The sequence below is a fragment of the Helicobacter sp. MIT 03-1614 genome, from assembly GCF_000762925.2.
GTDB classification, from domain to species: domain Bacteria; phylum Campylobacterota; class Campylobacteria; order Campylobacterales; family Helicobacteraceae; genus Helicobacter_C; species Helicobacter_C hepaticus.
Genome location: NZ_JRMS02000004.1, coordinates 165,092 through 185,887, shown reverse-complemented (window position 1 = coordinate 185,887; position 20,796 = coordinate 165,092). Strand labels below are relative to the sequence as shown.

The 20,796-nt window shown below is 37.9% G+C and carries 28 protein-coding genes; 21 read left to right on the top strand and 7 right to left on the bottom strand.

Annotated elements, in window-relative coordinates; genetic code table 11:
* The first annotated feature begins 45 nt into the window (after nt 1-45).
* From LS66_RS04265 to LS66_RS04240, 6 genes are all read left to right on the top strand, one after another.
* On the top strand, nt 46-228 hold the full coding sequence (locus LS66_RS04265; RefSeq protein WP_034367785.1) for a hypothetical protein: 183 nt from the start codon (nt 46-48) through the stop codon (nt 226-228).
* Nucleotides 219-698: a host-nuclease inhibitor Gam family protein gene (locus LS66_RS04260; protein ID WP_034367788.1), complete on the top strand. Its 480-nt coding sequence runs from the start codon at nt 219-221 to the stop codon at nt 696-698. Before LS66_RS04265 ends, LS66_RS04260 begins: the two co-directional genes overlap by 10 nt.
* A 30-nt stretch (nt 699-728) precedes the next feature.
* Nucleotides 729-1,115 carry a phage protein GemA/Gp16 family protein gene (locus LS66_RS04255; protein WP_011115597.1) on the top strand — a complete coding sequence of 129 codons (387 nt, stop codon included), beginning with the start codon at nt 729-731 and terminating at the stop codon, nt 1,113-1,115.
* The gene (locus tag LS66_RS04250; RefSeq protein WP_034367791.1) at nt 1,115-1,369 is read left to right on the top strand and encodes a Mor transcription activator family protein; all 255 of its coding nucleotides are present in this window, start codon (nt 1,115-1,117) and stop codon (nt 1,367-1,369) included. Before LS66_RS04255 ends, LS66_RS04250 begins: the two co-directional genes overlap by 1 nt.
* Before the next feature lie 177 nt (nt 1,370-1,546).
* The gene (locus LS66_RS04245) at nt 1,547-1,777 is read left to right on the top strand and encodes a hypothetical protein (RefSeq protein WP_138091881.1); all 231 of its coding nucleotides are present in this window, start codon (nt 1,547-1,549) and stop codon (nt 1,775-1,777) included.
* Nucleotides 1,770-2,273, top strand: coding sequence for a hypothetical protein (locus LS66_RS04240; RefSeq protein WP_034367797.1), 504 nt, complete (start codon nt 1,770-1,772; stop codon nt 2,271-2,273). Before LS66_RS04245 ends, LS66_RS04240 begins: the two co-directional genes overlap by 8 nt.
* Nucleotides 2,274-2,385: 112 nt before the next feature.
* Here the strand turns inward: LS66_RS04240 and LS66_RS04235 are convergent, their stop codons facing one another.
* From LS66_RS04235 to LS66_RS04225, 3 genes are all read right to left on the bottom strand, one after another.
* Entirely contained in the window at nt 2,386-2,925 is a 540-nt protein-coding gene (locus tag LS66_RS04235; RefSeq protein ID WP_034367800.1) for a hypothetical protein, read from the bottom strand.
* A 10-nt stretch (nt 2,926-2,935) separates the two neighbouring features.
* Nucleotides 2,936-4,432 carry a hypothetical protein gene (locus LS66_RS04230; protein ID WP_011115602.1) on the bottom strand — a complete coding sequence of 499 codons (1,497 nt, stop codon included), beginning with the start codon at nt 4,430-4,432 and terminating at the stop codon, nt 2,936-2,938.
* Nucleotides 4,433-4,646: 214 nt separating this feature from the next.
* Nucleotides 4,647-5,477 carry a hypothetical protein gene (locus LS66_RS04225; protein ID WP_034367803.1) on the bottom strand — a complete coding sequence of 277 codons (831 nt, stop codon included), beginning with the start codon at nt 5,475-5,477 and terminating at the stop codon, nt 4,647-4,649.
* A gap of 163 nt (nt 5,478-5,640) precedes the next feature.
* Between LS66_RS04225 and LS66_RS04220 the strand changes: the two genes are divergently transcribed.
* The 10 genes from LS66_RS04220 to LS66_RS04175 all read left to right on the top strand — a co-directional run bounded on the left by LS66_RS04220 (nt 5,641) and on the right by LS66_RS04175 (nt 11,236).
* Nucleotides 5,641-5,994, top strand: coding sequence for a hypothetical protein (locus LS66_RS04220; protein ID WP_034367805.1), 354 nt, complete (start codon nt 5,641-5,643; stop codon nt 5,992-5,994).
* Nucleotides 5,978-6,187 (top strand): hypothetical protein, encoded by a 210-nt coding sequence (locus tag LS66_RS04215; RefSeq protein ID WP_034367808.1) that lies wholly within the window; start codon nt 5,978-5,980, stop codon nt 6,185-6,187. Before LS66_RS04220 ends, LS66_RS04215 begins: the two co-directional genes overlap by 17 nt.
* A complete protein-coding gene (locus tag LS66_RS04210) occupies nt 6,184-6,372 on the top strand; it encodes a hypothetical protein (RefSeq protein ID WP_034367811.1) in 189 nt (62 codons plus the stop codon). The genes LS66_RS04215 and LS66_RS04210 overlap by 4 nt, the downstream gene beginning before the upstream one ends.
* Nucleotides 6,369-6,683 carry a phage holin family protein gene (locus tag LS66_RS04205; RefSeq protein WP_034367813.1) on the top strand — a complete coding sequence of 105 codons (315 nt, stop codon included), beginning with the start codon at nt 6,369-6,371 and terminating at the stop codon, nt 6,681-6,683. Before LS66_RS04210 ends, LS66_RS04205 begins: the two co-directional genes overlap by 4 nt.
* A 113-nt stretch (nt 6,684-6,796) precedes the next feature.
* Complete coding sequence (locus LS66_RS04200) at nt 6,797-7,351, top strand: DUF5675 family protein (protein ID WP_052057497.1); 555 nt, start codon at nt 6,797-6,799, stop codon at nt 7,349-7,351.
* A 94-nt stretch (nt 7,352-7,445) separates the two neighbouring features.
* On the top strand, nt 7,446-8,018 hold the full coding sequence (locus LS66_RS04195) for a hypothetical protein (RefSeq protein WP_034367815.1): 573 nt from the start codon (nt 7,446-7,448) through the stop codon (nt 8,016-8,018).
* Nucleotides 8,019-8,118: 100 nt separating this feature from the next.
* Entirely contained in the window at nt 8,119-8,424 is a 306-nt protein-coding gene (locus tag LS66_RS04190; protein WP_011115611.1) for a hypothetical protein, read from the top strand.
* A 47-nt stretch (nt 8,425-8,471) separates the two neighbouring features.
* Nucleotides 8,472-8,678 carry a hypothetical protein gene (locus tag LS66_RS04185; protein ID WP_034363851.1) on the top strand — a complete coding sequence of 69 codons (207 nt, stop codon included), beginning with the start codon at nt 8,472-8,474 and terminating at the stop codon, nt 8,676-8,678.
* Complete coding sequence (locus tag LS66_RS04180; protein ID WP_034367818.1) at nt 8,675-10,348, top strand: glycine zipper domain-containing protein; 1,674 nt, start codon at nt 8,675-8,677, stop codon at nt 10,346-10,348. The genes LS66_RS04185 and LS66_RS04180 overlap by 4 nt, the downstream gene beginning before the upstream one ends.
* 15 nt (nt 10,349-10,363) lie before the next feature.
* Nucleotides 10,364-11,236 carry a hypothetical protein gene (locus LS66_RS04175; RefSeq protein WP_034367821.1) on the top strand — a complete coding sequence of 291 codons (873 nt, stop codon included), beginning with the start codon at nt 10,364-10,366 and terminating at the stop codon, nt 11,234-11,236.
* 106 nt (nt 11,237-11,342) lie between these two features.
* On the opposite strand, the gene LS66_RS04170 is transcribed toward LS66_RS04175, so the two are convergent.
* A complete protein-coding gene (locus LS66_RS04170; protein WP_034366295.1) occupies nt 11,343-13,025 on the bottom strand; it encodes a hypothetical protein in 1,683 nt (560 codons plus the stop codon).
* Nucleotides 13,026-13,036: 11 nt separating this feature from the next.
* The gene (locus LS66_RS10050; RefSeq protein WP_161594727.1) at nt 13,037-13,213 is read right to left on the bottom strand and encodes a hypothetical protein; all 177 of its coding nucleotides are present in this window, start codon (nt 13,211-13,213) and stop codon (nt 13,037-13,039) included.
* 210 nt (nt 13,214-13,423) lie between these two features.
* Between LS66_RS10050 and LS66_RS04165 the strand changes: the two genes are divergently transcribed.
* The 4 genes from LS66_RS04165 (at nt 13,424) to glnA (ending at nt 18,680) form a co-directional block, all read left to right on the top strand.
* Nucleotides 13,424-14,560 (top strand): hypothetical protein, encoded by a 1,137-nt coding sequence (locus tag LS66_RS04165; protein ID WP_052057354.1) that lies wholly within the window; start codon nt 13,424-13,426, stop codon nt 14,558-14,560.
* A gap of 269 nt (nt 14,561-14,829) precedes the next feature.
* Nucleotides 14,830-15,828: a tryptophan--tRNA ligase gene (gene trpS, locus LS66_RS04160; RefSeq protein WP_034366298.1), complete on the top strand. Its 999-nt coding sequence runs from the start codon at nt 14,830-14,832 to the stop codon at nt 15,826-15,828.
* Nucleotides 15,825-17,105, top strand: coding sequence for an ankyrin repeat domain-containing protein (locus LS66_RS04155; protein WP_034366301.1), 1,281 nt, complete (start codon nt 15,825-15,827; stop codon nt 17,103-17,105). Before trpS ends, LS66_RS04155 begins: the two co-directional genes overlap by 4 nt.
* Nucleotides 17,106-17,240: 135 nt before the next feature.
* Nucleotides 17,241-18,680 carry a type I glutamate--ammonia ligase gene (gene glnA, locus LS66_RS04150; RefSeq protein WP_034366303.1) on the top strand — a complete coding sequence of 480 codons (1,440 nt, stop codon included), beginning with the start codon at nt 17,241-17,243 and terminating at the stop codon, nt 18,678-18,680.
* A gap of 22 nt (nt 18,681-18,702) precedes the next feature.
* Here the strand turns inward: glnA and LS66_RS04145 are convergent, their stop codons facing one another.
* The gene (locus LS66_RS04145) at nt 18,703-19,182 is read right to left on the bottom strand and encodes a CoA-binding protein (RefSeq protein WP_011115403.1); all 480 of its coding nucleotides are present in this window, start codon (nt 19,180-19,182) and stop codon (nt 18,703-18,705) included.
* A gap of 91 nt (nt 19,183-19,273) precedes the next feature.
* Between LS66_RS04145 and LS66_RS04140 the strand changes: the two genes are divergently transcribed.
* Nucleotides 19,274-19,768 carry an NAD(P)H-dependent oxidoreductase gene (locus LS66_RS04140; RefSeq protein ID WP_034366306.1) on the top strand — a complete coding sequence of 165 codons (495 nt, stop codon included), beginning with the start codon at nt 19,274-19,276 and terminating at the stop codon, nt 19,766-19,768.
* A 23-nt stretch (nt 19,769-19,791) separates the two neighbouring features.
* Here LS66_RS04140 and LS66_RS04135 read toward each other — a convergent pair whose 3' ends face one another.
* Nucleotides 19,792-20,772, bottom strand: coding sequence for an iron-sulfur cluster assembly scaffold protein NifU (locus tag LS66_RS04135; RefSeq protein ID WP_011115405.1), 981 nt, complete (start codon nt 20,770-20,772; stop codon nt 19,792-19,794).
* Nucleotides 20,773-20,796 lie beyond the last annotated feature (24 nt).

Below are 20,796 nucleotides of genomic sequence, written 5' to 3'. Positions count from 1 at the left end.
TCATTGCTCAAGCGGTAAGTATGATTATTGTGTAAGGAGGGAGATATGAGCAAGGCTGAATTGTTTAAGCCCTTTTATATTTATGGGCGCAAGGCAAGGTATTTAAGCACACATTACTTTGTGAATAATGAGTATATATTTCTCAAAGGAGGCGTGAATGAGGTGATAAATGGTTATAAATGCGTTGATGTGGTAAGTAGAGACAAAGGAGGGATTCAATGGAATTAAAAAGCTTTGAAGATGTGGATATGAATCTTAAAAGGTTATGTGAGATTGAAGTGGCGATTGCTCATATTGAGGGTGAAGTAACGCTTGCTTGCAACAAGATTAAAGAGGAATACAAACCTCAAGTAGAAAGCCTTAACAATGAGGCAAACTTTATCCGAGCAGAGATAGAATGCTTTTGTGAGAGCCATAAGGCGGACTTTGCAGACAAAAGAAGCAAAGAGCTAGTCTTTGGCATCATTGGTTATCGCTTGAGTAAATCAGTGAGCCTCCCGCGCGTAAAAGCAAAAGTAGAATCTTTAATTGCTGCAATTAAGAGCTTTGGGCTAAGGGATTGCCTCATTTATGAAGAGAAGCCAAATAAAGAGGCTTTGAGCGAACTAGATGAAGGCTCATTAGTCAAGCTTGGATTGAAGCGCGTAGTGAAAGATAATTTCCGCATTGAGCCAAAAATTGAGGCATTAGGGCATTAAAAATAGCTTTAAAGCACGAAAGGAGAGAATATGCGAACTCAACAATCAATGCTATGTGCTATCCATACGCACCCAAAATACAAGCTCATCAAGGAAGCACAGGCGTGGGAAGCGTGGTTAGAAGTGCGCTATGGCGTGGATTCTTGTAGATTCCTTAATGAAGCAGAGCTTTTAGAGGTGCTTGATATTTTAGATTCCAAAGCACCCGATAGAGATTATATACAAAGAAAAGGCGGCATAAGTGCGGCACAGAGGGCAAAGATTGAGGCAATAATGAAACAAAGAGGCTTTGGATATAAAGCAAAGAGGAGGTTTATCACACGACAAATTGGGGCATATAAGCCTTTATGGGCGTTAGATAAAACAGAGGCGAGTAAAATCATCACAGGCTTACAAAAGATTACAGGAGAGCGATAATGGATAAGAATCTACTTGAACACATTTGTGAGAGTTACAAAAATGGTATGAGTTGGGAGAAAATCTATAAGACTTATGGGGGCGTGAGTATCTATGTGCCTAAGGTTTCCCCAAATGCGAAAGAGCACATTGTGCAGGAATTTAATGGCTATAATGCTGCGTTTTTGGCGCATAAGTATAATTTGAGCGAAAATACGATACGAGAGATAATAAGGGAGGCTAGGAAGAAGAAGAGAGAATCTATGGAGAAGTAAAAAAGAAACAAGAAATGTGTCTTTTTGTTACCTAAAATATGAAAAAATACACTAGAATTTCACATTTTATTTTATAAAAGTAAAATCCGATTATTATACAAAAAAGCTTGCTTGGCATAAAGGGTATGCTTTATGCTTAATAAGGAAAATGTATTTCATTTTGTTAAGGAGTGGCAAATGAAAAAAGAAGAGATTAGACAAGCAGTAGAAACTTCAATGAATAAGGTTTTTGGCGGGAATATGAGACTCAATGAAGGCAAAATTGAAAACCACTCATCAGATTCTTTAAAAGAATATTATCTTGGGCTTGCTCACAATGATGAAAAGGCACAAAGACTACAACAAGCAAAGATTGAATCTATTAAAAAGTTGGATTTAGAGCAAATATGCAAGGATATTGATGAGTAACATACAAGATAGTATGCTAACTAAAGAAAATAAGGAGATTGTTACTGAAATTATTTTTGAATTATGCAAATTAGCTAAGGAACATAATATCAATATTCCAGCAGATTATATGCACGAATGTATAGATGATATTATGGCTTTTTATGAAAGCTATCTCAAACAATTTGATTCTAAATTTTGTAGCATAGATTTTTATAAAATTGCCTCTTGGTTTTGTGTTCTTATGGCTACAAAAATTTATGAGTTTAACAAAATCAAACAGCTAGAGCATAATAAAAATTGGCAAAGCTTAGTGATAATCTATGTATCACATATGCTTACAACACTAGAAAATGAGGGATATATTTTACAAGAATCATCTTATAAAACAAAAATTGTGAAAATGGTTGTGATGGAAATTAAAGGTAAAGGTGAATTTGGCATTGGTAAAAATGGGCTTTATATGCTAATGAAATTAATATCAATCGTGAAGGTAAAAGAGCTAAAGGGGCGTTAGGTTAAAGTTGCACTCATACACAAAATGGGTGTGCCTAATAATCATAGAAGGGATATATTTTGAGATTATAAAAGCTAGATTCTACTTTAAGAAAGTGCGGGATTATCCCGCCCTAGTTTGTTCCTTGAATACCCTCATAATCTTCCCAGCTAAGCGCATTGATTGCCTCTATTGAATCTAGCTCCAAAAGATAGCTTTTTAAAACCCCACATTGAGATAAGATTCTATTTTTATGAGCGAGGCTGTCTGCATAGAGTTTGCTTATTTGCGCCTTTGTGTGAGGATAATTCGCCTTAGGCTCTTCACCCTTACGTGCTCTTAAGAATCCATCACTTTTTGATAAGAGCAATCCCAAAAGATTAATTTGGTCTCTCAAAGCCATATCATACATATATGACTCCCCTAGTGCATCGCTTTCAAAATGTGCCAAAAGCTCATCGCACTTAGCATTAAACTCCTGCTCTTTTTGCGCTCTTAGCTTTTTTAATTCTCCTGCAAACTGCTCTTGCAATCTTTGTGGGAGATGAGAGGGTTTAAAAGGCTTTTTAAGATTCTCTGCTTGAACATAAATCTTCCCTTCCTCTTCCCCAATACAGATAAAATCACCTTGCACTTCTAAGACTTTGCTTGCTTGAAGTTCATATATTTGCATAGAATCCTCCTTATTGTTTTTGTAATGTGGGTGTGGTGTATTTGATACTTCCATCTCTGCTCGTTCCGCACGCATAGATTTCATTATCTGCTATGACTACTAAATGCGCTTCCGCTCCAAAACATTGCAGTTTATACTCACTCATTGCAGGAGGCAAAAGCACATTTTTCCACACTCTTGTATTACTTGCATTGCCAACGCCTAGCGCACTATCAGTATTAAATCCAAAGGCAAGCAGAGTTTGAGTGTCTTTGAGTTTGGCTACGCAACGCGTATTTGCCCTATCCCAATGCTGCACGCTCTCTACATTTTCTAGCACTTTTTGTGCTTTTGCATTAGCTGTTGCATTGTCATTGCCATAGCCATATGCTCCTTTGCCCCACGCATAGAGATTGCCATTTGAATCTAACGCTAAGCTTGTGCCGCCAATACTTGCAGGAAACACATCAACAATCTCGCTTAGAGGCTCTCCTTGCTCATTTAAGAGTGTGGTAAAGATATTGAGATTCCCCACCGCATTTTGAGAGAGATTATTCTCTAGCGCATATCCTGCTCCGCGCACACTCCCATCTTCTAGGACAATCATAGCTGTGCAATAATGCGTATTAGAGCTTGTATTTATACTTGCTTTGGCAAGCTTGACTTGTTGATTAAAGCTAAGCTTAAATGGGAGTGTGAGATTTGTATTGCTGCCATTGCCACACGCACCTTGTTGATTATGTCCGCATACATAGAGTGCTCCCTCATTATCAATAGCCATAAACAGCCCAACATTGCCATTACTGCAAAGAAAAATGTCTTTAATATCACTTAAATGTGGGTTTTGTGTGAAAGTGGAAAGAGGCAGAGTATTCCCCACTCCAAGCTCTCCTATTGAATTGCTCCCACTCACATATACCAAGCCATTTTCAAGGAGGACAATCGCGGATTGTTTGGCATTAGATTCTGAAGTGCCACAGCATACTTTTACCACCCTAGAGGGAAAATCTACCCTCACAGGCAAGCTTAAAGCATTCGTGTGCCCTACTCCTGCACAACCTTGCACATTTGCTCCCCATACATAGAGGAAGTTCCCCTCTTTTGGCAAGGCATAAAAGGTCGTGTATCCACCAAAGACTTCAATAAATTCTATATCACTCGGTAAGCCAACTCGCGAGAAAAATGCGGCATTTGCTCTGCCGCTTCCTGTGTTATTATTAACACTCAAACCTTTCATATACACATCACCATAACATATCACTTCACCCTTAGTATTTTTGATAATATCTTGATAAGCCAAGCTACGATAAAGGTGCATAGACAAAAGCCTTTTTGAGCGGATATTTATATCTCTTAAAGCTGTGTTTAATGTGTTTATATGAGTGTCAATCTCACTTTTAAGCATATCGGCGTGATGATTGAGAATCTGCAATGGCTGCTCTAAGCTATAATCAAGGCTACTTAGCTTATTGAGTTCTGCTTTTATCTCTAGTAATGTTTGCATTTGTTGTGTTTGCTCTGTGGGCATTTTTACTCCTTGTTCTATTGATTTAATGTCTTACACACAGGAGCAAAGCCCCTGTGTGCGCCTAAAGCTTGAGTTATGACTACTAAAGCATTCATCAACTCACTTTCTAATGTCTTGCTTCGTGGGAGTTAATCCCACTTCGCGCCATTCAACCCCAAAGGGTTTAATCTCGCAAGCATCCAACCGCGAGGACAAAAGCCCGCGATTTAGGCATTTATTTCAACCTCATTTTGTCCTCCCCCACATAAAAGCCCTCTAAGTAAAGGTTATGATTGACTTCCACAGAATCTGTGCGTCCATAGATACTATTCCAATTACTTAATGCAAAATTCGCGTGTGATGTGGCACAACCCCAATCATCTCTACTGCCCCCACCTTTTCCGCCTAGAGAGTATCTCCAGCTATCATTGACATAATTCCCTGCATTGACATTTGGTAAGCCCTCTCTTTCAAATTCACCCACGCGTTTAAAATCACTGCAACCTTTAGCATAGACATTAGGCTTAGGTAGTCTAAAATAGCCTTTAGGGCAGTCCTCTTGCAAACTTTTGCTTGTGTTTTTAAAATACATATACGCAAGGGGATATTCTCTTTTTTTGAGTAAGCTCCCCGCTTTCACCCAGCCTTGAGGCAAAGATGAGCGGAAAAAAAGCCCATATTGCCCTATTTTAGCTCTATGATGCAAGATTTCTTTACGCTCTTGAATAAGGCTTTTAATGGTAAAAAGAATAGAATGCAAAGTCGTGCTCCACATATCGCTTTTGATTGCACTTTGAGCTGCGATAAGTAATTGTGCTGCTTCAATCATTTGCTCTATTTGCGCTTTATAGATGTTGTGTTGCTCTAAAAGCTCTTTTTGCCCTTCTTTGATAACAACTTGCGCTTTCTCAAAGGTATTTTTGCCAATGTTAGAAATATCCAAACCAAAGTCATTCAGCTCTTGGACAAAAGTAGGCAAAGCCCCTATAAACGCATCAGCTCTTATATCAAAGCTTGCTGTATCATTGCTACTAGGCGGTGTGGGAAGCGGTGTAATAGTCATCATACATACTCCTTTATAGAATCTACATTGCATCTATACTCAAAGGGATAATCCCAAAACTTAAATCACAACTCTACACCATTGCAATGCTCTTTTTTTATAAGAATTTTTTGAAATTAAAAGCCTAAGCCTCACTAAACTTTCATCATTGGTTTAAGGAGGTAGTATGAGGTTTTATGTATTGTTTGGAGTGTGTTTTGGCGTTTTTGCTGCACTTTTACTTTGGCAAAGCAACATCATTGATACAAAGGTGCAAAATAGATTGCTTCAAAATCACCTTTCCAATCAAAATAAGGCAATTAAAGAGCAAGCGTTGCAAAAAGAAGAGATTGAATCTTATAACGCGCAAAGCAAACGCATAGAGCAAGAGTTTCTATCAGCTTATTACACTTCACATAATCCACAGCAGACAAAAGAATATGAATCTTATAGAGATGCTATAGATTCTCAAACAGCTGCCCTCAAGCAATTACAGGAGGTGGAATATGCACTTGAAGTGTTTTATGCTTCTTCTCCTTAGTGCTTTGCTCTTAAGCGGGTGTGCAAGGGTGGAATATGTAGAGGTGCTTATCCCCACAAAATGTAATGTGGCAAAAAGAGAGCGTCCAAGCAAAAGCGGCAAAGTGAGTGTTGATGTAAAAGCGATTTTTGCTTATACACAAGCTTTGGAGCGAGATTTAAAAATGTGCAGAGGAGACAAGGAGATTCAATGAAAGCGATACCAAAACTCAAACGATTTTGGTTTTATTTTCGCTGGTTTTTGATTGGCAAGTATCACTGCGATATTTCGCCTACTCTTAAGCGGTTTTGGTTTGTCATACACAAGGCTTTGTGGGGTGCGATTATCATTTGTGTGGCTTTAAGCATAGGACGAGTGATTGAAGGAGGTTTGCTTTGATTGAGCATTATATAGAACTTTTACCCATTGCTGTTGTTGGGCTACTCGCTGGCATTGTAAGCTTTTTTAATGAAGAGACACAAGAGGGGGCGGAGCATCGCCACCCTTTTAAGGCTGCCTTAAAGAGTTTGCTCACCTCAAGCTTTTTATGCGTGATGGTGTATGCCCTCTTAAGCGCTACTGATTTACCTTACCTTGCGCGAGTAGGCATAAGTGCAGCAATTGGATTTTTTGGCGTGGAGAAAGCTATTTCTTTAGCAAAAGAGCTTTTGGCTTTCAAAAATGGTAGGAGCAAAGGAGATACACAATGAGAGAAAGTAAGACTTACAAGGTTGTTCGCTTCGTGATTATGATTGCTCTTACGCTAAGTATTGCACTCAATGTGTATTTGTATGAATCACTATTTTACTAAAAAGGAGGGAAAATGTATAAGCTTCTTATTCAAAGAACGCACATTAGCAAACTTGCAGATGCAAAAGGTGAGAAAACAACCATTGGTGATGCTACTTTGCTTGATAGTAACAATAAAGTGCTTTTTAAATACTTTAGCGGAGAGAATGGCTCACAAAGCAGTGATGAGAGGGGTAAAGACCATCGCATAATGCCTCGCACTTACAAGCTGAAATGGAATTTCACTAAAACCGCAGTCGCAAAAAATGGATACAGAAATGTTAGATTTGATGATTACAAAGAGCTCATAGAGCCAAAATATCACGAGCGATACACAAAATGGGGCTTTAAAAATGTAGGGCTTTTGCTTTATACGCCTATGCTACCAAGTTTTGAATCTCGCTGCATTTTTATTCACATTATGAATACAGGCAAAGATGTAGAGGGTTGCATAGGCTTAGGTAAAGGTAAAAACGATATGGGCATAGTAGATTCTACTTCTGCTATTGCTGAGTTTTATGATTTTGTTAAAAAGCACGGAGTGGAGAACTTTGAAGTGCAAATCAATGAGGTGCGCAGTAGTGCCTAAGACATTATGAGTGCCCTAAGCACGGGCTTTAGGCGTAAAAGGTGGCTTTGCTACCTTTTACAAGACATTAAATTAATAGAACAAGGAGTAAAAAATGAATAACACACAAAAGGACAACTTATTTTTAAGCGGAGGCGTGATGTATTTGCAGCCTTATTTGCCAGATGGAAGCTTAGGCAGCCAAAAGTTTGATATGGGCGCGACAGAGATAACTCTTACGCGTGATACGACAACTGCCACCGCCTTTACGCGAAGCGCAGGATTAAAGCAAAAAATCGCAGAAGTCGTAACTGAAGAGAACTATACGCTTAAAATTAAATGCAATAGCTTCTCTCCAGCCAATCTTGCTGCAGCTTTAGGCTCTGAAACAAAGGTGGTGGATTTTGCGGCAGGGGAGATACTCCCTCACGGAGAGGTAGCAGATAAAGAGTATAGATTCATTGAAATCAAAGCAGGAAGCAATCCTTTGCTTAAAGCAAAGCTTATCTTTGTAGGCGCGCCTGTGCAAGCAAGACAAGTGATAGGTGTAGTCTATGAAGCAAATATCAAAATGAGCGGGGATTTGCCGCTGATGAGTGAGGAGTTTGCGACTATGGATTTTGAAGGCAGTGCGAATAAAACCGATGAGGGCTATTATACGCATTACATTCAGCAAACAAAATTATAAGCTATTAACAATATGAGTGCCATAAGCACGGGATTTAGGTGTAAAAGGTGGTTTTGCTACCTTTTACAAGACATTAAAATAATGAATAAGGAGATTTGAAATGAATAAAAGTTTTGTATTTAAAGTAGAGCGAGGAAGCCTTGAATTTGAGGCTATTTTAAGCACAGGCGAGAATGTGAAGCTTACAATTTTAGAGAGCAGCACCAATCAGATTCAAGAAATTGAACGCAATAAAGAATCCTTAAGCAGCTTAGAGATGACAAAAAAGCATTTGAGTGAGAATCTCAAAGGAGAGAGGGCGCAAGAGTTTATTGATGATTTAATGGAAAATGGCTCATTAGCAGATTTTTATATCCGCATAAACGAGCAATTTAGAGCATTAAAAGGCATCAAAAGAAAAAACTAATACGCTGGGCAAAGGAGAGGGCATTTTTAGCCCAAGATAAACAATCTGTGCCTTTGCCCATTGTGTTGGACACAGAAGAGCAGCTTTTAGCCCTTGGATTTAATCTCTGCTTAGAATTTAGTGTGGGCGGAATGAGCGTTTTTAGGCACATTAATTATGCCATTTTAAAGGATTTTTGCATTTATTATGGATTTGATAGTTTGGAGCTGCTGGGATTATATAAAGAAATGATTGTGGAGATGGAAGCAATATGAAACAAATAAGTGTTGGACTCATCTTTAATGTCAAAGATGGCTCACTGCAAAAAATCAAAAAAGAGCTAGATTCTATAAACAAAAATAGTGCAAATGAGCTTTATGCCCTAGAGCTCGAACTCCACGAGCAAAAAATGGAGCATATACAAGAGTATTCAAAAGCTTATAAAGACCTCAAAAGCAATATTGAATCTGCCCTTAATGAGGATATACAGAGCATATTTAATGGCAATGTTCATTATTTTCGAAGTTTAATCAATGAACTTTTTTCATCTCTGCAAAGTGTTATCACCAAAGGTTTTGCGACTTCTATCTCTGCTGCGTTTATGGAATCCTCTGTTATAGAATCTATGAATAAATCCCTTGCTTCCGCTATTGATGGCTTAGGCAGTAATGGCGCAGTCGGCGGGATTATAGGGAAAGCAACAGGTTTGCAAATTGGGCAATCTTCACTAGGAGAAGTCGCAGGGGACGCACTTGCAGGATTTGGCATTGCAAGTGCAGTTGGAGGCTTAGTTGGTAGCTTCATAAGTAATAATGAAAATGCCGCCAAGACACAAAAATACACCCAAATTGGCGCAGCAGGAGGAGCTACAACGGGAGCGGCTATTGGGAGTTTTGTGCCTGTGATTGGCACGAGCTTAGGCGCACTTGTAGGCGGACTTGTTGGAGGGCTTGGCGGAACGTTATTTGGGAGCTTTAACTCAAGCAAGCTCACAACCACCGCGCAAGGTGTGGAGCTTATCTCAAAGGCTACAAAAGACAATGTGAATGCGCGTGAGTTTGCCGATAAAAAAGAAGTCAAAAAGAAATGGTGGGGTTTGCAAAGCAACACAAGCAATTGGAGAGAACACTATAACGCTTCAAGTCTCGCCCTAAAAGGAATCCAACAAAGCATAAGGGGTTATGAATATTTACTGCAAGATATTGGCGGTGGTGTCAAAAGCTTAAGTATTGCTAAAGGGGATTACAAAAGCTATGCAGATATTTTAAATGCTGGGGCAAAAGAGCTGATAAAGAGCTTTTATGAAGCTCCACATAATGCTTTAAAAGAGCATCTTATCACGCCAAATATCAATGCAATTTATAGTGTATGGGAAGAATATGCTAAGAGTATGAATAAGCAAGTAAGCGAGGCATTAAGTGAAAGCCTTGCTGCATTTGTATCCACAGGGCAGAGTTTTCAAGTGTGGCTTTATCAATTCAAAGACCAAAGTATAGAGGGCTTAAAATATCAAGAAGAGCTTGCACGTAAGCAAGTAGATAGAATCTTAGAAAGCTTAGGGGCGAGTGATGTGAATATTGATAATTATTTAAACTACCGAGAAGAAGCGTTGAAAGAGAGCTTTGACCCGCAAACTATTGAGCGCATTAACGCTTTGGGTGAGGCATTAATGCAAAGTGGCTCTGCAAGTAAAAAATATGAGCAGGCTCTTAAAGATGAGAGCAAAACCAAACTCAATCTCATTGACCCATTTTTACAAAAAGTAAAGAAGTTAGAAGATTATAAACTAGAGCAAGAAAGCAGCTCTGAAAAGCTCCAAGTCAATATGCTCACCACGCTTAAATCACTCTTGCGTGTGAATCAAGAAAGCCTAGAAGTAAGTCAAGCGGGAACAAGCTCGCCTAACCCCTCTCCCTTATTAAAGAGAGATTCAATAAATAGTTAGAAATAAAGGTGCAATATGAAAATTTTAACTCGTGGTGATATAACTCTTATAGAATCTAATCTCATTGAGAGCAGCGCAAGATTCAATCTAGGCGAGGCATACACAAAGGGCGATAAAGTCAATGATGGCAAATGTATCTATCAAGCTTTAAGCGATAATGTGGATAAGCCATTAGATGATAAGAGCGTGTGGGAGCGTGTGGGAAGCACGAATGAATGGGCGTGTTTTGATTATTATCTCAACACCCAAAGTGAAGCAAAAGAGTGCATTTGCCTCACTTTTGGTTGTTTTGGCGCAAAGGCTTTATACATAAGTGGGCTTGAGGCGAAGTATTTAAGCATTGAAGTGATAGATTCTCTTACCGCAGAAATTATTGAGAGTAAAGAATACAAGCTGTATGCTCAAAATATTGCTTCTTGGAGCGAATACTTTTTTGGGAGCTGGGGCAGAAAATTTAAACGAAATATCTATTATGAACGCAGCACTTTTACGCGCAATGTGTATTTTAGGATTAGAGCATATGGCACGAGCATTGTGCGTATAGGCTCAATTATTTGTGGGGATTTATTAGAGCTTGCCACCACGCTTTATGATGGAAATGCGATTTCTATGCTTGATTTCTCCAAAGTCCAAACTGATGAAAGCGGCAATACACAGCTCACAAAGGGCAATTTCAAGCGCACAAATGCTTTTAATATCATCGTCCCCGATAGTGAGCTCAATAGAGTGAGTTATGAATTAGCAGAGCTAAGAGGCGAGGCGGTCGTGTTTGTGATAGCTACAAATTATGAAGCCCTTATCAATTTTGCCTTTCTCAAAAATCACGAGATTGTGTTAAGCAAAGTCGGTAGAAGCATTGTGAGCATTGAGATTGAGGGATTAATATAAAGAAGACATTAAAAAGCTTTTTGCCCATAGGCAAGAGAGTATCCCACAAATGTGCGATGAAAAAGTTGAGTTGTAAATTTCATATATGAAATCAAAGTGAGAGATTTTACTTTGATTTCAAACGCGAAATAACTTTGATTTCATACACGGGAATACAAATAACGCTCTTTTTATCCTCTAGTATATTGCGCAAGTTTTGCGTATATTCTACCTCTAATTCCTCCTCAAAATGTTCAATGGTAATGACAAAATTCTTAATCAAGGAGTTGAGCTCTTTTTGGTAATTTTGAAAGTCTTTTGGTGTGAGTTTTGCATACTCCTCATTTGAGAGTTTGAAAACTGCAATAAACGCATTTTGCTTCTCTTTTTGCAGATACATTTCCTTATGCTCACTGCTTACTTCATCGTATTCTTCAATATCTTGCTCCATTGCATTACTTGCATTTCTTACCGATTGTATAATGGCTTTTGTCATATCAAAGGATTTTATATGAAAAGAATCTGCCTTGAAGTCCCAATTCTGCTCTTTATTGTCGTCTTTTTCATTATCTTGCATAGATTCTGCTTGTTCTTTTGGTTCTAATAAATTTACACCATAAAGCGATTCCGCATAGATTTCCTCCTCTTCTCCTAGTGTATCAAGCAGGGCTAGATAAGGGTCAGTAAAAAAATTATTATCAACATCTACTCCATTAGAATCGTATTCATCGCTAAAAAACAGCACTTGTAGCTTTTTGCCATTATCTTTGACTAGCGCACTAAAGGGTGCATTAAAGCTAGTCATATTGACAAAAGCCAACATATCATCATCAAAATACTCACTTAAAGCCCTTAATGCCTTTTGTGCTTGTTCCTTATTGTATTCATATTCGCTACTATCAATGCCACTTGATACGCCTCGCTCTATATAGCCAAAGATATTTTGCTCCCTTTTATCTTTAAGCCTTTCTCTTATATCAAGTGAGCTAATACTACCCATATGAAAGTATATATCCCCACTATATCGCGTGATAAAGTTATCATACAAAAGCAGACAACTCTTACCACTTAAGCTTTTTGCCTGTGGATAAGGGTTAGCATTTTCAAAGAGATTCCAGATTTCAAGACTTAAATCATATATATTATTTATCGTTTCATTAGCAAGAATGACATCAATAAGCTCTCCGCTTTCTTTTTCTAGCACAATCAACCCATAATCAGCCTTTGCTTGTGTGATAAATGCAAAGCTTCTTTTAAAATTCTCATTTATATTTTCATCATAAAAACTGATATTAAACGCGTCCAAAACAGCTTTAATGTCTTTTTTCTTAATTTTACAATCCAAGCCAAAGAAAAGAACGATATTTGGGATTCTCCCGCTCTTTTTGCTTTGCATAAAAAGAAAATCAAGCAAAGTCCTTTTGTTGTGGATTATTGTGTGGTAAATAGAGTTTGGGTCGCTCACTACTTGCTTTAAGTTTAATGTATCTTTCACTAAGCTTTCTTGCCCTTGTTCCTCTGGAAATGTTATCTCAATAGACTCATCACTCCTATCTTGCGCCTCTATCCTTATGGCTTTTTCTTTTGCTCTTTTCGTTGTATGTGCCTCTTTGTTAGATTCTTTATTCTTTTGATTTACTTTGGCTTTTATCATCATAGGAAAGACAAATTTTGCGCAAATCAGCCCCAAAATAAAAATGATAAGCGCAATACTTGTATGGCTTAACTCAAATACATTGACAATCAAAAAGAAACTTGCACAAGCAAGCACAAGAAGCACGGCTGTCAAAACAATAGATTCTAATCGCAAACTTTCTCCTCTTAAACCTTTTGAAACTCTTTGATAGGAAAGACAAATTTTGCGCAAATCAGCCCCAAAATAAAAATGATAAGCGCAATACTTGTATGGCTTAACTCAAATACATTGACAATCAAAAAGAAACTTGCACAAGCAAGCACAAGAAGCACGGCTGTCAAAACAATAGATTCTAATCGCAAACTTTCTCCTCTTAAACCTTTTGAAACTCTTTGATATGAAAGCGCGCTTCTGCAAAATTTGTGTTTTCATTTAGCATTGTATAAAATTCGTTAGGGATTTACAAGGTTCAATGCAATTTTTAGAATCTTTTGTCTGCGGATTCAACGCCTGAACTTGATTGCAAAAAAACAATATAATGTAGCACGCAAGAATGATTCAAGGGAGAAAAAATGAAACAACTTAAAGACATCAAAGCAGTTTGTGATTTTATAAAAGAAAAATCCAGTTCATACTCAAAGGAGTTTGGCTTTTATGTAGAGCATTTGCAGCAAGCGTTGGAGGACTTAAAGCAAATCCTTGAAAGCAAGAAAAATAAGAAAATCAGCGATAAAGATTTAGCCAGAGTGCTTAAATGTATAAACAATACAGAATACTCTGTGAGGATAGCAGAAAAAACCACCGGAACAAGGAGTGCGCTTGCCTGTGCGCCTTTAGAGCTTGTAGAATTTATTATCCAAAACACACAGGATAAAGAATTTTTGCTTTCGCAAAAGGGTGGCAAAAAAAGCCGTGATTTTTTAGCAAGTGCCTTAGGTCGTGGCAGGGTAGATATTGCAGAACTTCTTATTAAAAATGGCGTGGAATTTAAGCAAGATTATCTTAAGGAACTAAGATATGCTTGGAGTGATATACTTGACATTGAGGCGCAAACGAAAAAATTTGAGTGTTTAGGGATAAAAAAGGGAGAGACTTTAAAAAAGATATGGGATTTGCTAAGCCCTTTTAGTATTGGTGAAATTTACACCGAGGCGTTTTCTTATTACCATTCGGTGCATAATTACAGAGACACTTTTACAGGAGCGCAGCAAGTTTTTATCTACGCACTTAAAAACAAGCTTTTTAGCGAGGAAGTGCTAGATAATAGCTTCTTTGCTTTGCCAAAAGCGGGGATGAGTAAGTTTTTAGTCAGAAGAGACCTTAAAGGGCTTACCAACGATGATGTATATACCAAGCCAGAGGGAGAAATCTTGCCTTTTGTCTTTGCGATGTTTGAGGATAAAACCTTAGAAGCGCTAGAATACGCACTCTTTCTTGGGCTTCACAAAGGCAGAAAAAACGCGCAGGGCAAGGACTTTGAGAGCTTTTTGCAAGACAAGATTGAGGAGTATAAAATCCTCACCACAAAGGGACACAAGTATGGCACGATATTTGAAGAGGACAAGTGGGATTTGGCTTATTTTCTTTCTTTGCAAAAATTTATGCAAGGTTTAGAAAGCCTTAAAAAAGGTGAAGCGGTTGTGGTAGATGATGAGACTTCCAAGATGTTTGCGAGGATTGAGGAAATCCCGCGAAATCTCTTAGTATAAGATTGTAAGGCTTTAATCAAAGGGCATTCTCCATTTTCGCCTTTAATGTTTATCGCATAGCAAGATATTTGCGCAGGATAATCTTTTAAAATATCCTTTAGCTTTGCCAAGTCGTTTTGGTCTATTGAAACTAGATTTTCTCGCTTCTCCTTTTACTCAAAGTTATTTAACTTAATATCGAAGTAAAATATATAAGTGATATAAGCTAAAATTGATACAATACTACTTTTGGAACTTAATTTCTATAAACTTTATTTTTAAGGAATAATATGTCTCACACTTCAAGCAAAAAGCGCGTTTTTTCAGGCATTCAACCCACAGGCAATATTCATTTAGGCAATTATCTTGGTGCAGTGAGACATTGGGTAGATTCACAAGAGCAATATGAAAATATCTTTTGCGTAGTCAATTCTCACGCTATTACGATACGACAAAACCCACAAGAGTTACAAAATAAAACCTATGAACTTGCAGGCATTCTCCTTGCTTGTGGGATTGATACGAAAAAATCACATCTTTTTATTCAAAGTCAAATTGACGAGCACGCCGCATTAGCGTGGATTTTAGACTGCAATATTCCTATGGGTGATATGAGTCGTATGACGCAGTTTAAAGACAAATCAAATAAGAATCCAAAAAATATTAATGTCGGCTTATTTAATTACCCTGCGCTTATGGCAGCAGATATTTTACTCTATCAAGCCGATTTTGTGCCTGTGGGTGAAGACCAAAAGCAGCATTTAGAGCTTACACGCGATGTTGCAATGCGATTTAATCGCGATTATGGAGAGTGCTTCAATATCCCAGAACCGATGATACCTCAAGTTGGTGCGCGTGTAATGGGACTAGATAATCCACAAAGCAAAATGAGTAAATCTGCTCAAGGTGAAAATCACGCAATATTTTTACTTGATAGCCCCGATGTCATCACGCGCAAATGCAAGAAGGCAGTTACAGATTCTCAAAGCAATATCGTCTTTGATGAATCTCGCGCAGGGCTGTATAATTTGCTTTGCATTTATGAGATTTTCACACAAAAAAGCCGCAAAAGCATTGAGGCAGAATTTGAAGGCAAAGGCTATGGGCATTTAAAAATGGCTCTTGCAGAAGTCATTATAGAATCTTTGCGTCCTATTCAGCAATCCTATGCCAAAATCAGCCAAGACAAAACCTATATCCAATCTGTGCTTACAAAAAGTGCAGATTCTATCCGCCCTATTGCAAAAAATACTTATGAAAATGCTAAAAGATTAGTAGGGCTTGTGTGAGGATTTTTATATGTTTGCTGTGTGGCTTATGCTTTTTAAGCTGCCAATCACAAAACAAAGAGAGCACACAAAATAGCATTCATAATAATGCCACCTTAGAATTGAGTGAAAAAAAATTGCTAAAGCCAAAAAGCAACGCAGAATTAGAATCTGCATTCTTTAAAGCCATAGAATCAGGTAATAACTCCGAAGTAATATCCCTTGTGCAATCAGGTGTGGATATTTATACTAGAGATTATGCAGGATTTGGAGCAGTAGCAAAGGCAGCGTGGAGCGGAAATACAGAAATATTAATCTATCTCCTTTCTCTTGGATTAAGTCCCAATGGTGAGGATAAAAAAATAATCCCACTGCTTGTTGCCAAAGATTTTAGCACTGCACAAATCTTAATAGAATCTGGAGCAGATATAAATCAAAGTAATGGGCATATAACGCCTATTGAGCGATATTTTGAGCATTTACCCTATATGCTTTCAAAAGGAGCAGATATTCATCTTATGGGTAAGGCAAATGCTCTTTTTCTCGCTGCAAGTGATGAGCGGAGATTCTCTCTGCTCAAAAAACTTTTACCTTTTGAACAAAACCAAGAAGCTTATAATGACGCACTTTTTTTAACCTTACGAGCAGGAGAAGAATATCCTTATAATCTTAGCTTTCAGCTCTCACTGCCTATCGATAATAATGATGAAGAAGCTAAAAAGGCAAGAATATCTTTGATACAAGACCAAGAAACTAAAATACACAGACTTAAAAATGCAGGAGCGACAATAACACCGCTTTTAGAGCAATTTGCAAATCAATATGATGCTGCCCAAGCAAATATTGAGATATTAGACTTTAATATTAGAGATGATTCAGATGCAAATAAAAGAGATTTTAATGCAAATTGTGATTTTAAAACGCAAAACTTTAGTAAAGAAGATATTGCGCAATTTTTTAATAATGCTAGTGTGCAAAATTCAGGAGGAAATTATCAATTATTATTTGGTGGCTTTTCTTGTGAGATAAAAGGCACACTCAAAGCTTATGGGGAAGTATGGGATTTTGACTTGTATCCCGATGGCAGGGGAATTTGGTATAGTCCTAAAGGCAAAAGGGTTAATGATGGCATATTTAAAACATATTTTTTCTGCGATAAACCCAAATGTAAGCCCTGTATCATAGACCAACACGATGAATACTCATCTTTTAGTGATGAGGAGTTACGAGTTCTTGCTAAAACAACAAGTTGTAGAGCAAGAGATGAGCTAGAATTTCGTAAAAGCAAATCCCAATGAGCGCAAATTCATAGAATCCTTAAAGAACACAGAGTAAATTTATTTTAAAAACTTTGGCATTTGTTAAAGAAAGATTCACTTATGCTATAATCGCCACATTTTGATTCTATAAATTAAAGCATTAAAGGAGTATTGATGAGTAGAGTAAGCATAGATAAACAAGCGGTAGCAGAGTTTTTTAGATTCTGTGATGAAAATGAAGTAGAATTTATTGATTTCCGTTTTAGTGACATTAAAGGCGTATGGCATCATTTGAGCTTTTCTCGCAATGCAATTAACGAAGAAAGCTTTGAGGGCATACCTTTTGATGGTAGCTCTATCCCTGCTTGGCAGCCCGTAGATAAATCCGATATGATGCTTATCCCTGAACCTGTGCGGTATTTCATTGACCCATTTACTGCTGATACCACTGCGGTAGTCTTTTGCGATATTTGGGACATTTACAACAATAAGCCTTATGAGAAATGTCCGCGCTCCATTGTTAAACGTGCAATGAAATATCTCAAAGAAAGCGGTATTGGCGATGTCGCCTACTATGGACCAGAGAATGAGTTTTTTGTATTTGATTCTATTAAGATTAAAGATTCTGTGAATTGTCAATATTATGAGATAGATTCCGAAGAGGGCGAATGGAATCGTGCGCGTGAGTTTGAAGGCGGTGTAAATATGGGGCATCGTCCCGGCACAAAAGGTGGGTATTTTCCTGTGCCACCTGTAGATTCTATGGTGGATTTACGCGCTGAAATCGTCAAAGTGCTTAATCAAGTAGGATTAGAAACTTTCGTGCTTCACCACGAAGTCGCACAAGGGCAAAATGAAATTGGTGTGAAATTTGGCGATATGCTTGAAGCAGCAGATAATGTACAAAAACTCAAATATGTTGTCAAAATGGTTGCTCATCTCAATGGCAAAACCGCGACTTTTATGCCAAAGCCACTTTATGGAGATAATGGCAGTGGTATGCACGTGCATATTAGTATTTGGAAAGATGGGCATAATCTCTTTGCGGGAGAAGCATACCAAGGCTTAAGCGAAATGGCTCTACATTTCTTAGGCGGTGTGCTTAAACACGCACGCGCATTAGCCGCCTTTACAAATCCTAGCACAAACTCATATAAACGCCTTATACCGGGATTTGAAGCACCAAGTATCCTCACTTATTCCGCACAAAACCGCTCTGCAAGTATCAGAATCCCATATAATAGCGGCGAGAAAGCAAAACGAATGGAATTTAGATTCCCAGATAGCTCTGCAAATCCTTATCTTGCATTTGCAAGCCTCTTACTCGCAGGAATTGATGGGATAAAAAATAAAATTGACCCGGGTGCGCCTATGGAAATCAATCTTTTTGAGCTTACTTTAGATGAAATTCGCGAAAAAGGCATTAAACAACTACCACACACTTTGCGCCACGCTATTGAGGAAATGCTTGTTGATAAAGCATATCTTAAAGAAGGCGGTGTATTTAGTGAAGAATTTATCCAAACTTATAAAGCATATAAGTTTGAAACAGAGATTTGGCCTTGGGAGGCACGCCCTCACCCATTTGAGTTCCTTACTACTTATAGTTGCTAGATGTTAAATTATGTAGTGAGGCTTAGTGTATGTGTAATCTCTGATGCTCTATTTTGATGCAGCTATTTTCCTCATACAAAATGCCATACTCACGTGCAATCGATGCTGCTTCTGCGCTTTGCAATCCAAGCTGCACCCATACACACGCTCGCTCTTTATCAAATGAGCTAAATCCTTGAAGTGAGCAAATTTCACGCATTATGCTGGGCAATGCCTCGCTTTTTCTAAAAATATTAATAATATCACATACTTGACCCATTTGTGCCATATATTCAAATGCTTCAAGTAGAGAGCGAAAAACTTTTTTCTTTAAAATCTCTCCACCACGAGGATAAATTGGCACTATCTCATAGCCATTGTCTAAAAGATATTGTGCCACTTGATAACTTGCCTTATGCTCATCAGGACTTAGCCCAACTATGACAATTATCTTAGCAGATTCTAAAATAGTGCGTTTTTGCGTATCGCTTAAACACATCTCTTGTGTGTGATTTTCGTGCATATAATCTCCTTAATACAAACTACAACAAAATATTATGGTATCTTAAGTAAATTTAACATAAGATTTTCTTTAAATGTAATGGGAGGGCAATATGCAAATACTTCTACTCTTTTCACACACATATTGGGCAAATTCTAAAGTCAATAAAGCTCTTTTAGAATCTGCAAAAACACTAGAAAATGTAACTATCCATAATCTAAACACCGCTTACCCAGATGGAAAAATTAATACTGAAGCTGAAATTGCACTTTTACAAAAAGCTGACAAAATTATCGCTCAATTTCCATTATTTTGGTTTAGCACACCTGCAATAATGAAAGAGTGGCAAGATAAAATCCTCACACACATTCATCATAGTGCAAACCCTAAACTACTTTCGCATAAAAAATTTAGCATTATCACAACTGCAGGAGGCGATGAAACAAGCTATGATGGACATCACGGATATACTCTTGACACTTTACTCTCATCTATTAATTATGCTTTTTCTTACAATGGCTGTGAAGTACAAGAGATTTACTGCATTTATAAGGCAAATGTAGATAATCTCCCCATACGCGAATATTTATTAAAGCTACAAGGATAAGGTAGCCTTGTGTTAATTATCTTTTATATGGGCAACACACGAATATGAGAATCTAATTTTTCTTGCAACACAGATTCTATAGCGTATAATGTGCCCGTAGCTCCGCTTGCACATCCGCTACAAGCTCCAAGATAACGAATATACACATCAATAAACCCATCACTTGTATCTTTAATATCCAAAATTTCCATATCACCGCCGTCCATCATAAGCATAGGGCGGATATTTTCATCAATAATCTTATCAATGCTCTTTACTTTCTGCACCATTGTCATTTCTGCAAATGCTAAATTTCCCTCAACACTTTTTTGTGCGACATTTTTTAGATTTTCTTTATCCATTTCTGCACGTACATCACGCAAAATATCTACAAGATAATAATCTCTCTTTTCGTGCCCACCTGCCTTAATGCAGCTTTTACAAAATGCTCCGGCTTTTGTGTAATTTGTAATCTCCTCCACGCTTTTTAAATCATTTAATCGTATCACTTCTTTAATTGTTGAAAGGCTTACACGTGCGCACTCACACACAATAATCTCATCTTCAAAATCTTCCGCATCTTTGCCAAGATAGATTCCCGCAGCTTTTTTAATTACATCATATGCCATAACAGAGCAATGCATTTTTTGCCCGGGCACTGCAGGTGTATCAGGGTCATCACGCAAAGCGTGTTCCACATCAAGGTTTGTGATTTTCACAGCCTCTTGCACCTTTTTACCAAGGCAGAGTTCTACCATCATATCAGAGCTTGCAATCGCTGTCCCACAACCAAAACTCTTAAATTTAGCATCAATGATTCTATCTTCAGAATCTACTAACCAATATAACCTTACTGCATCACCACACGCCTCCGCACCATAGTCTGCGACAATGAGCTTTGCTCCCCTCTCATCTGCATCCTTTTGTGTGAGAACTCCCAAATGCGTAGGATTATCCATTCTTTCACTCACTTTGTTTGAATACGCGTCCCATAACGCCCCACCGATTAAGTCATTCTTTGCCATTTTCTTTCCTTTATTTGTTTTAAT

Excerpts from the sequence above, each read along its gene's own strand:
- LS66_RS04265 (WP_034367785.1), top strand. The coding sequence starts at position 46 with ATGAGCAAGGCTGAATTGTTTAAGCCCTTTTATATTTATGGGCGCAAG.
- LS66_RS04260 (WP_034367788.1), top strand. The coding sequence starts at position 219 with ATGGAATTAAAAAGCTTTGAAGATGTGGATATGAATCTTAAAAGGTTA.
- LS66_RS04255 (WP_011115597.1), top strand. The coding sequence starts at position 729 with ATGCGAACTCAACAATCAATGCTATGTGCTATCCATACGCACCCAAAA.
- LS66_RS04250 (WP_034367791.1), top strand. The coding sequence starts at position 1,115 with ATGGATAAGAATCTACTTGAACACATTTGTGAGAGTTACAAAAATGGT.
- LS66_RS04245 (WP_138091881.1), top strand. The coding sequence starts at position 1,547 with ATGAAAAAAGAAGAGATTAGACAAGCAGTAGAAACTTCAATGAATAAG.
- LS66_RS04240 (WP_034367797.1), top strand. The coding sequence starts at position 1,770 with ATGAGTAACATACAAGATAGTATGCTAACTAAAGAAAATAAGGAGATT.
- LS66_RS04235 (WP_034367800.1), bottom strand. The coding sequence starts at position 2,925 with ATGCAAATATATGAACTTCAAGCAAGCAAAGTCTTAGAAGTGCAAGGT.
- LS66_RS04230 (WP_011115602.1), bottom strand. The coding sequence starts at position 4,432 with ATGCCCACAGAGCAAACACAACAAATGCAAACATTACTAGAGATAAAA.
- LS66_RS04225 (WP_034367803.1), bottom strand. The coding sequence starts at position 5,477 with ATGATGACTATTACACCGCTTCCCACACCGCCTAGTAGCAATGATACA.
- LS66_RS04220 (WP_034367805.1), top strand. The coding sequence starts at position 5,641 with ATGAGGTTTTATGTATTGTTTGGAGTGTGTTTTGGCGTTTTTGCTGCA.
- LS66_RS04215 (WP_034367808.1), top strand. The coding sequence starts at position 5,978 with ATGCTTCTTCTCCTTAGTGCTTTGCTCTTAAGCGGGTGTGCAAGGGTG.
- LS66_RS04210 (WP_034367811.1), top strand. The coding sequence starts at position 6,184 with ATGAAAGCGATACCAAAACTCAAACGATTTTGGTTTTATTTTCGCTGG.
- LS66_RS04200 (WP_052057497.1), top strand. The coding sequence starts at position 6,797 with ATGTATAAGCTTCTTATTCAAAGAACGCACATTAGCAAACTTGCAGAT.
- LS66_RS04195 (WP_034367815.1), top strand. The coding sequence starts at position 7,446 with ATGAATAACACACAAAAGGACAACTTATTTTTAAGCGGAGGCGTGATG.
- LS66_RS04190 (WP_011115611.1), top strand. The coding sequence starts at position 8,119 with ATGAATAAAAGTTTTGTATTTAAAGTAGAGCGAGGAAGCCTTGAATTT.
- LS66_RS04180 (WP_034367818.1), top strand. The coding sequence starts at position 8,675 with ATGAAACAAATAAGTGTTGGACTCATCTTTAATGTCAAAGATGGCTCA.
- LS66_RS04175 (WP_034367821.1), top strand. The coding sequence starts at position 10,364 with ATGAAAATTTTAACTCGTGGTGATATAACTCTTATAGAATCTAATCTC.
- LS66_RS04165 (WP_052057354.1), top strand. The coding sequence starts at position 13,424 with ATGAAACAACTTAAAGACATCAAAGCAGTTTGTGATTTTATAAAAGAA.
- trpS (WP_034366298.1), top strand. The coding sequence starts at position 14,830 with ATGTCTCACACTTCAAGCAAAAAGCGCGTTTTTTCAGGCATTCAACCC.
- glnA (WP_034366303.1), top strand. The coding sequence starts at position 17,241 with ATGAGTAGAGTAAGCATAGATAAACAAGCGGTAGCAGAGTTTTTTAGA.
- LS66_RS04145 (WP_011115403.1), bottom strand. The coding sequence starts at position 19,182 with ATGCACGAAAATCACACACAAGAGATGTGTTTAAGCGATACGCAAAAA.
- LS66_RS04140 (WP_034366306.1), top strand. The coding sequence starts at position 19,274 with ATGCAAATACTTCTACTCTTTTCACACACATATTGGGCAAATTCTAAA.
- LS66_RS04135 (WP_011115405.1), bottom strand. The coding sequence starts at position 20,772 with ATGGCAAAGAATGACTTAATCGGTGGGGCGTTATGGGACGCGTATTCA.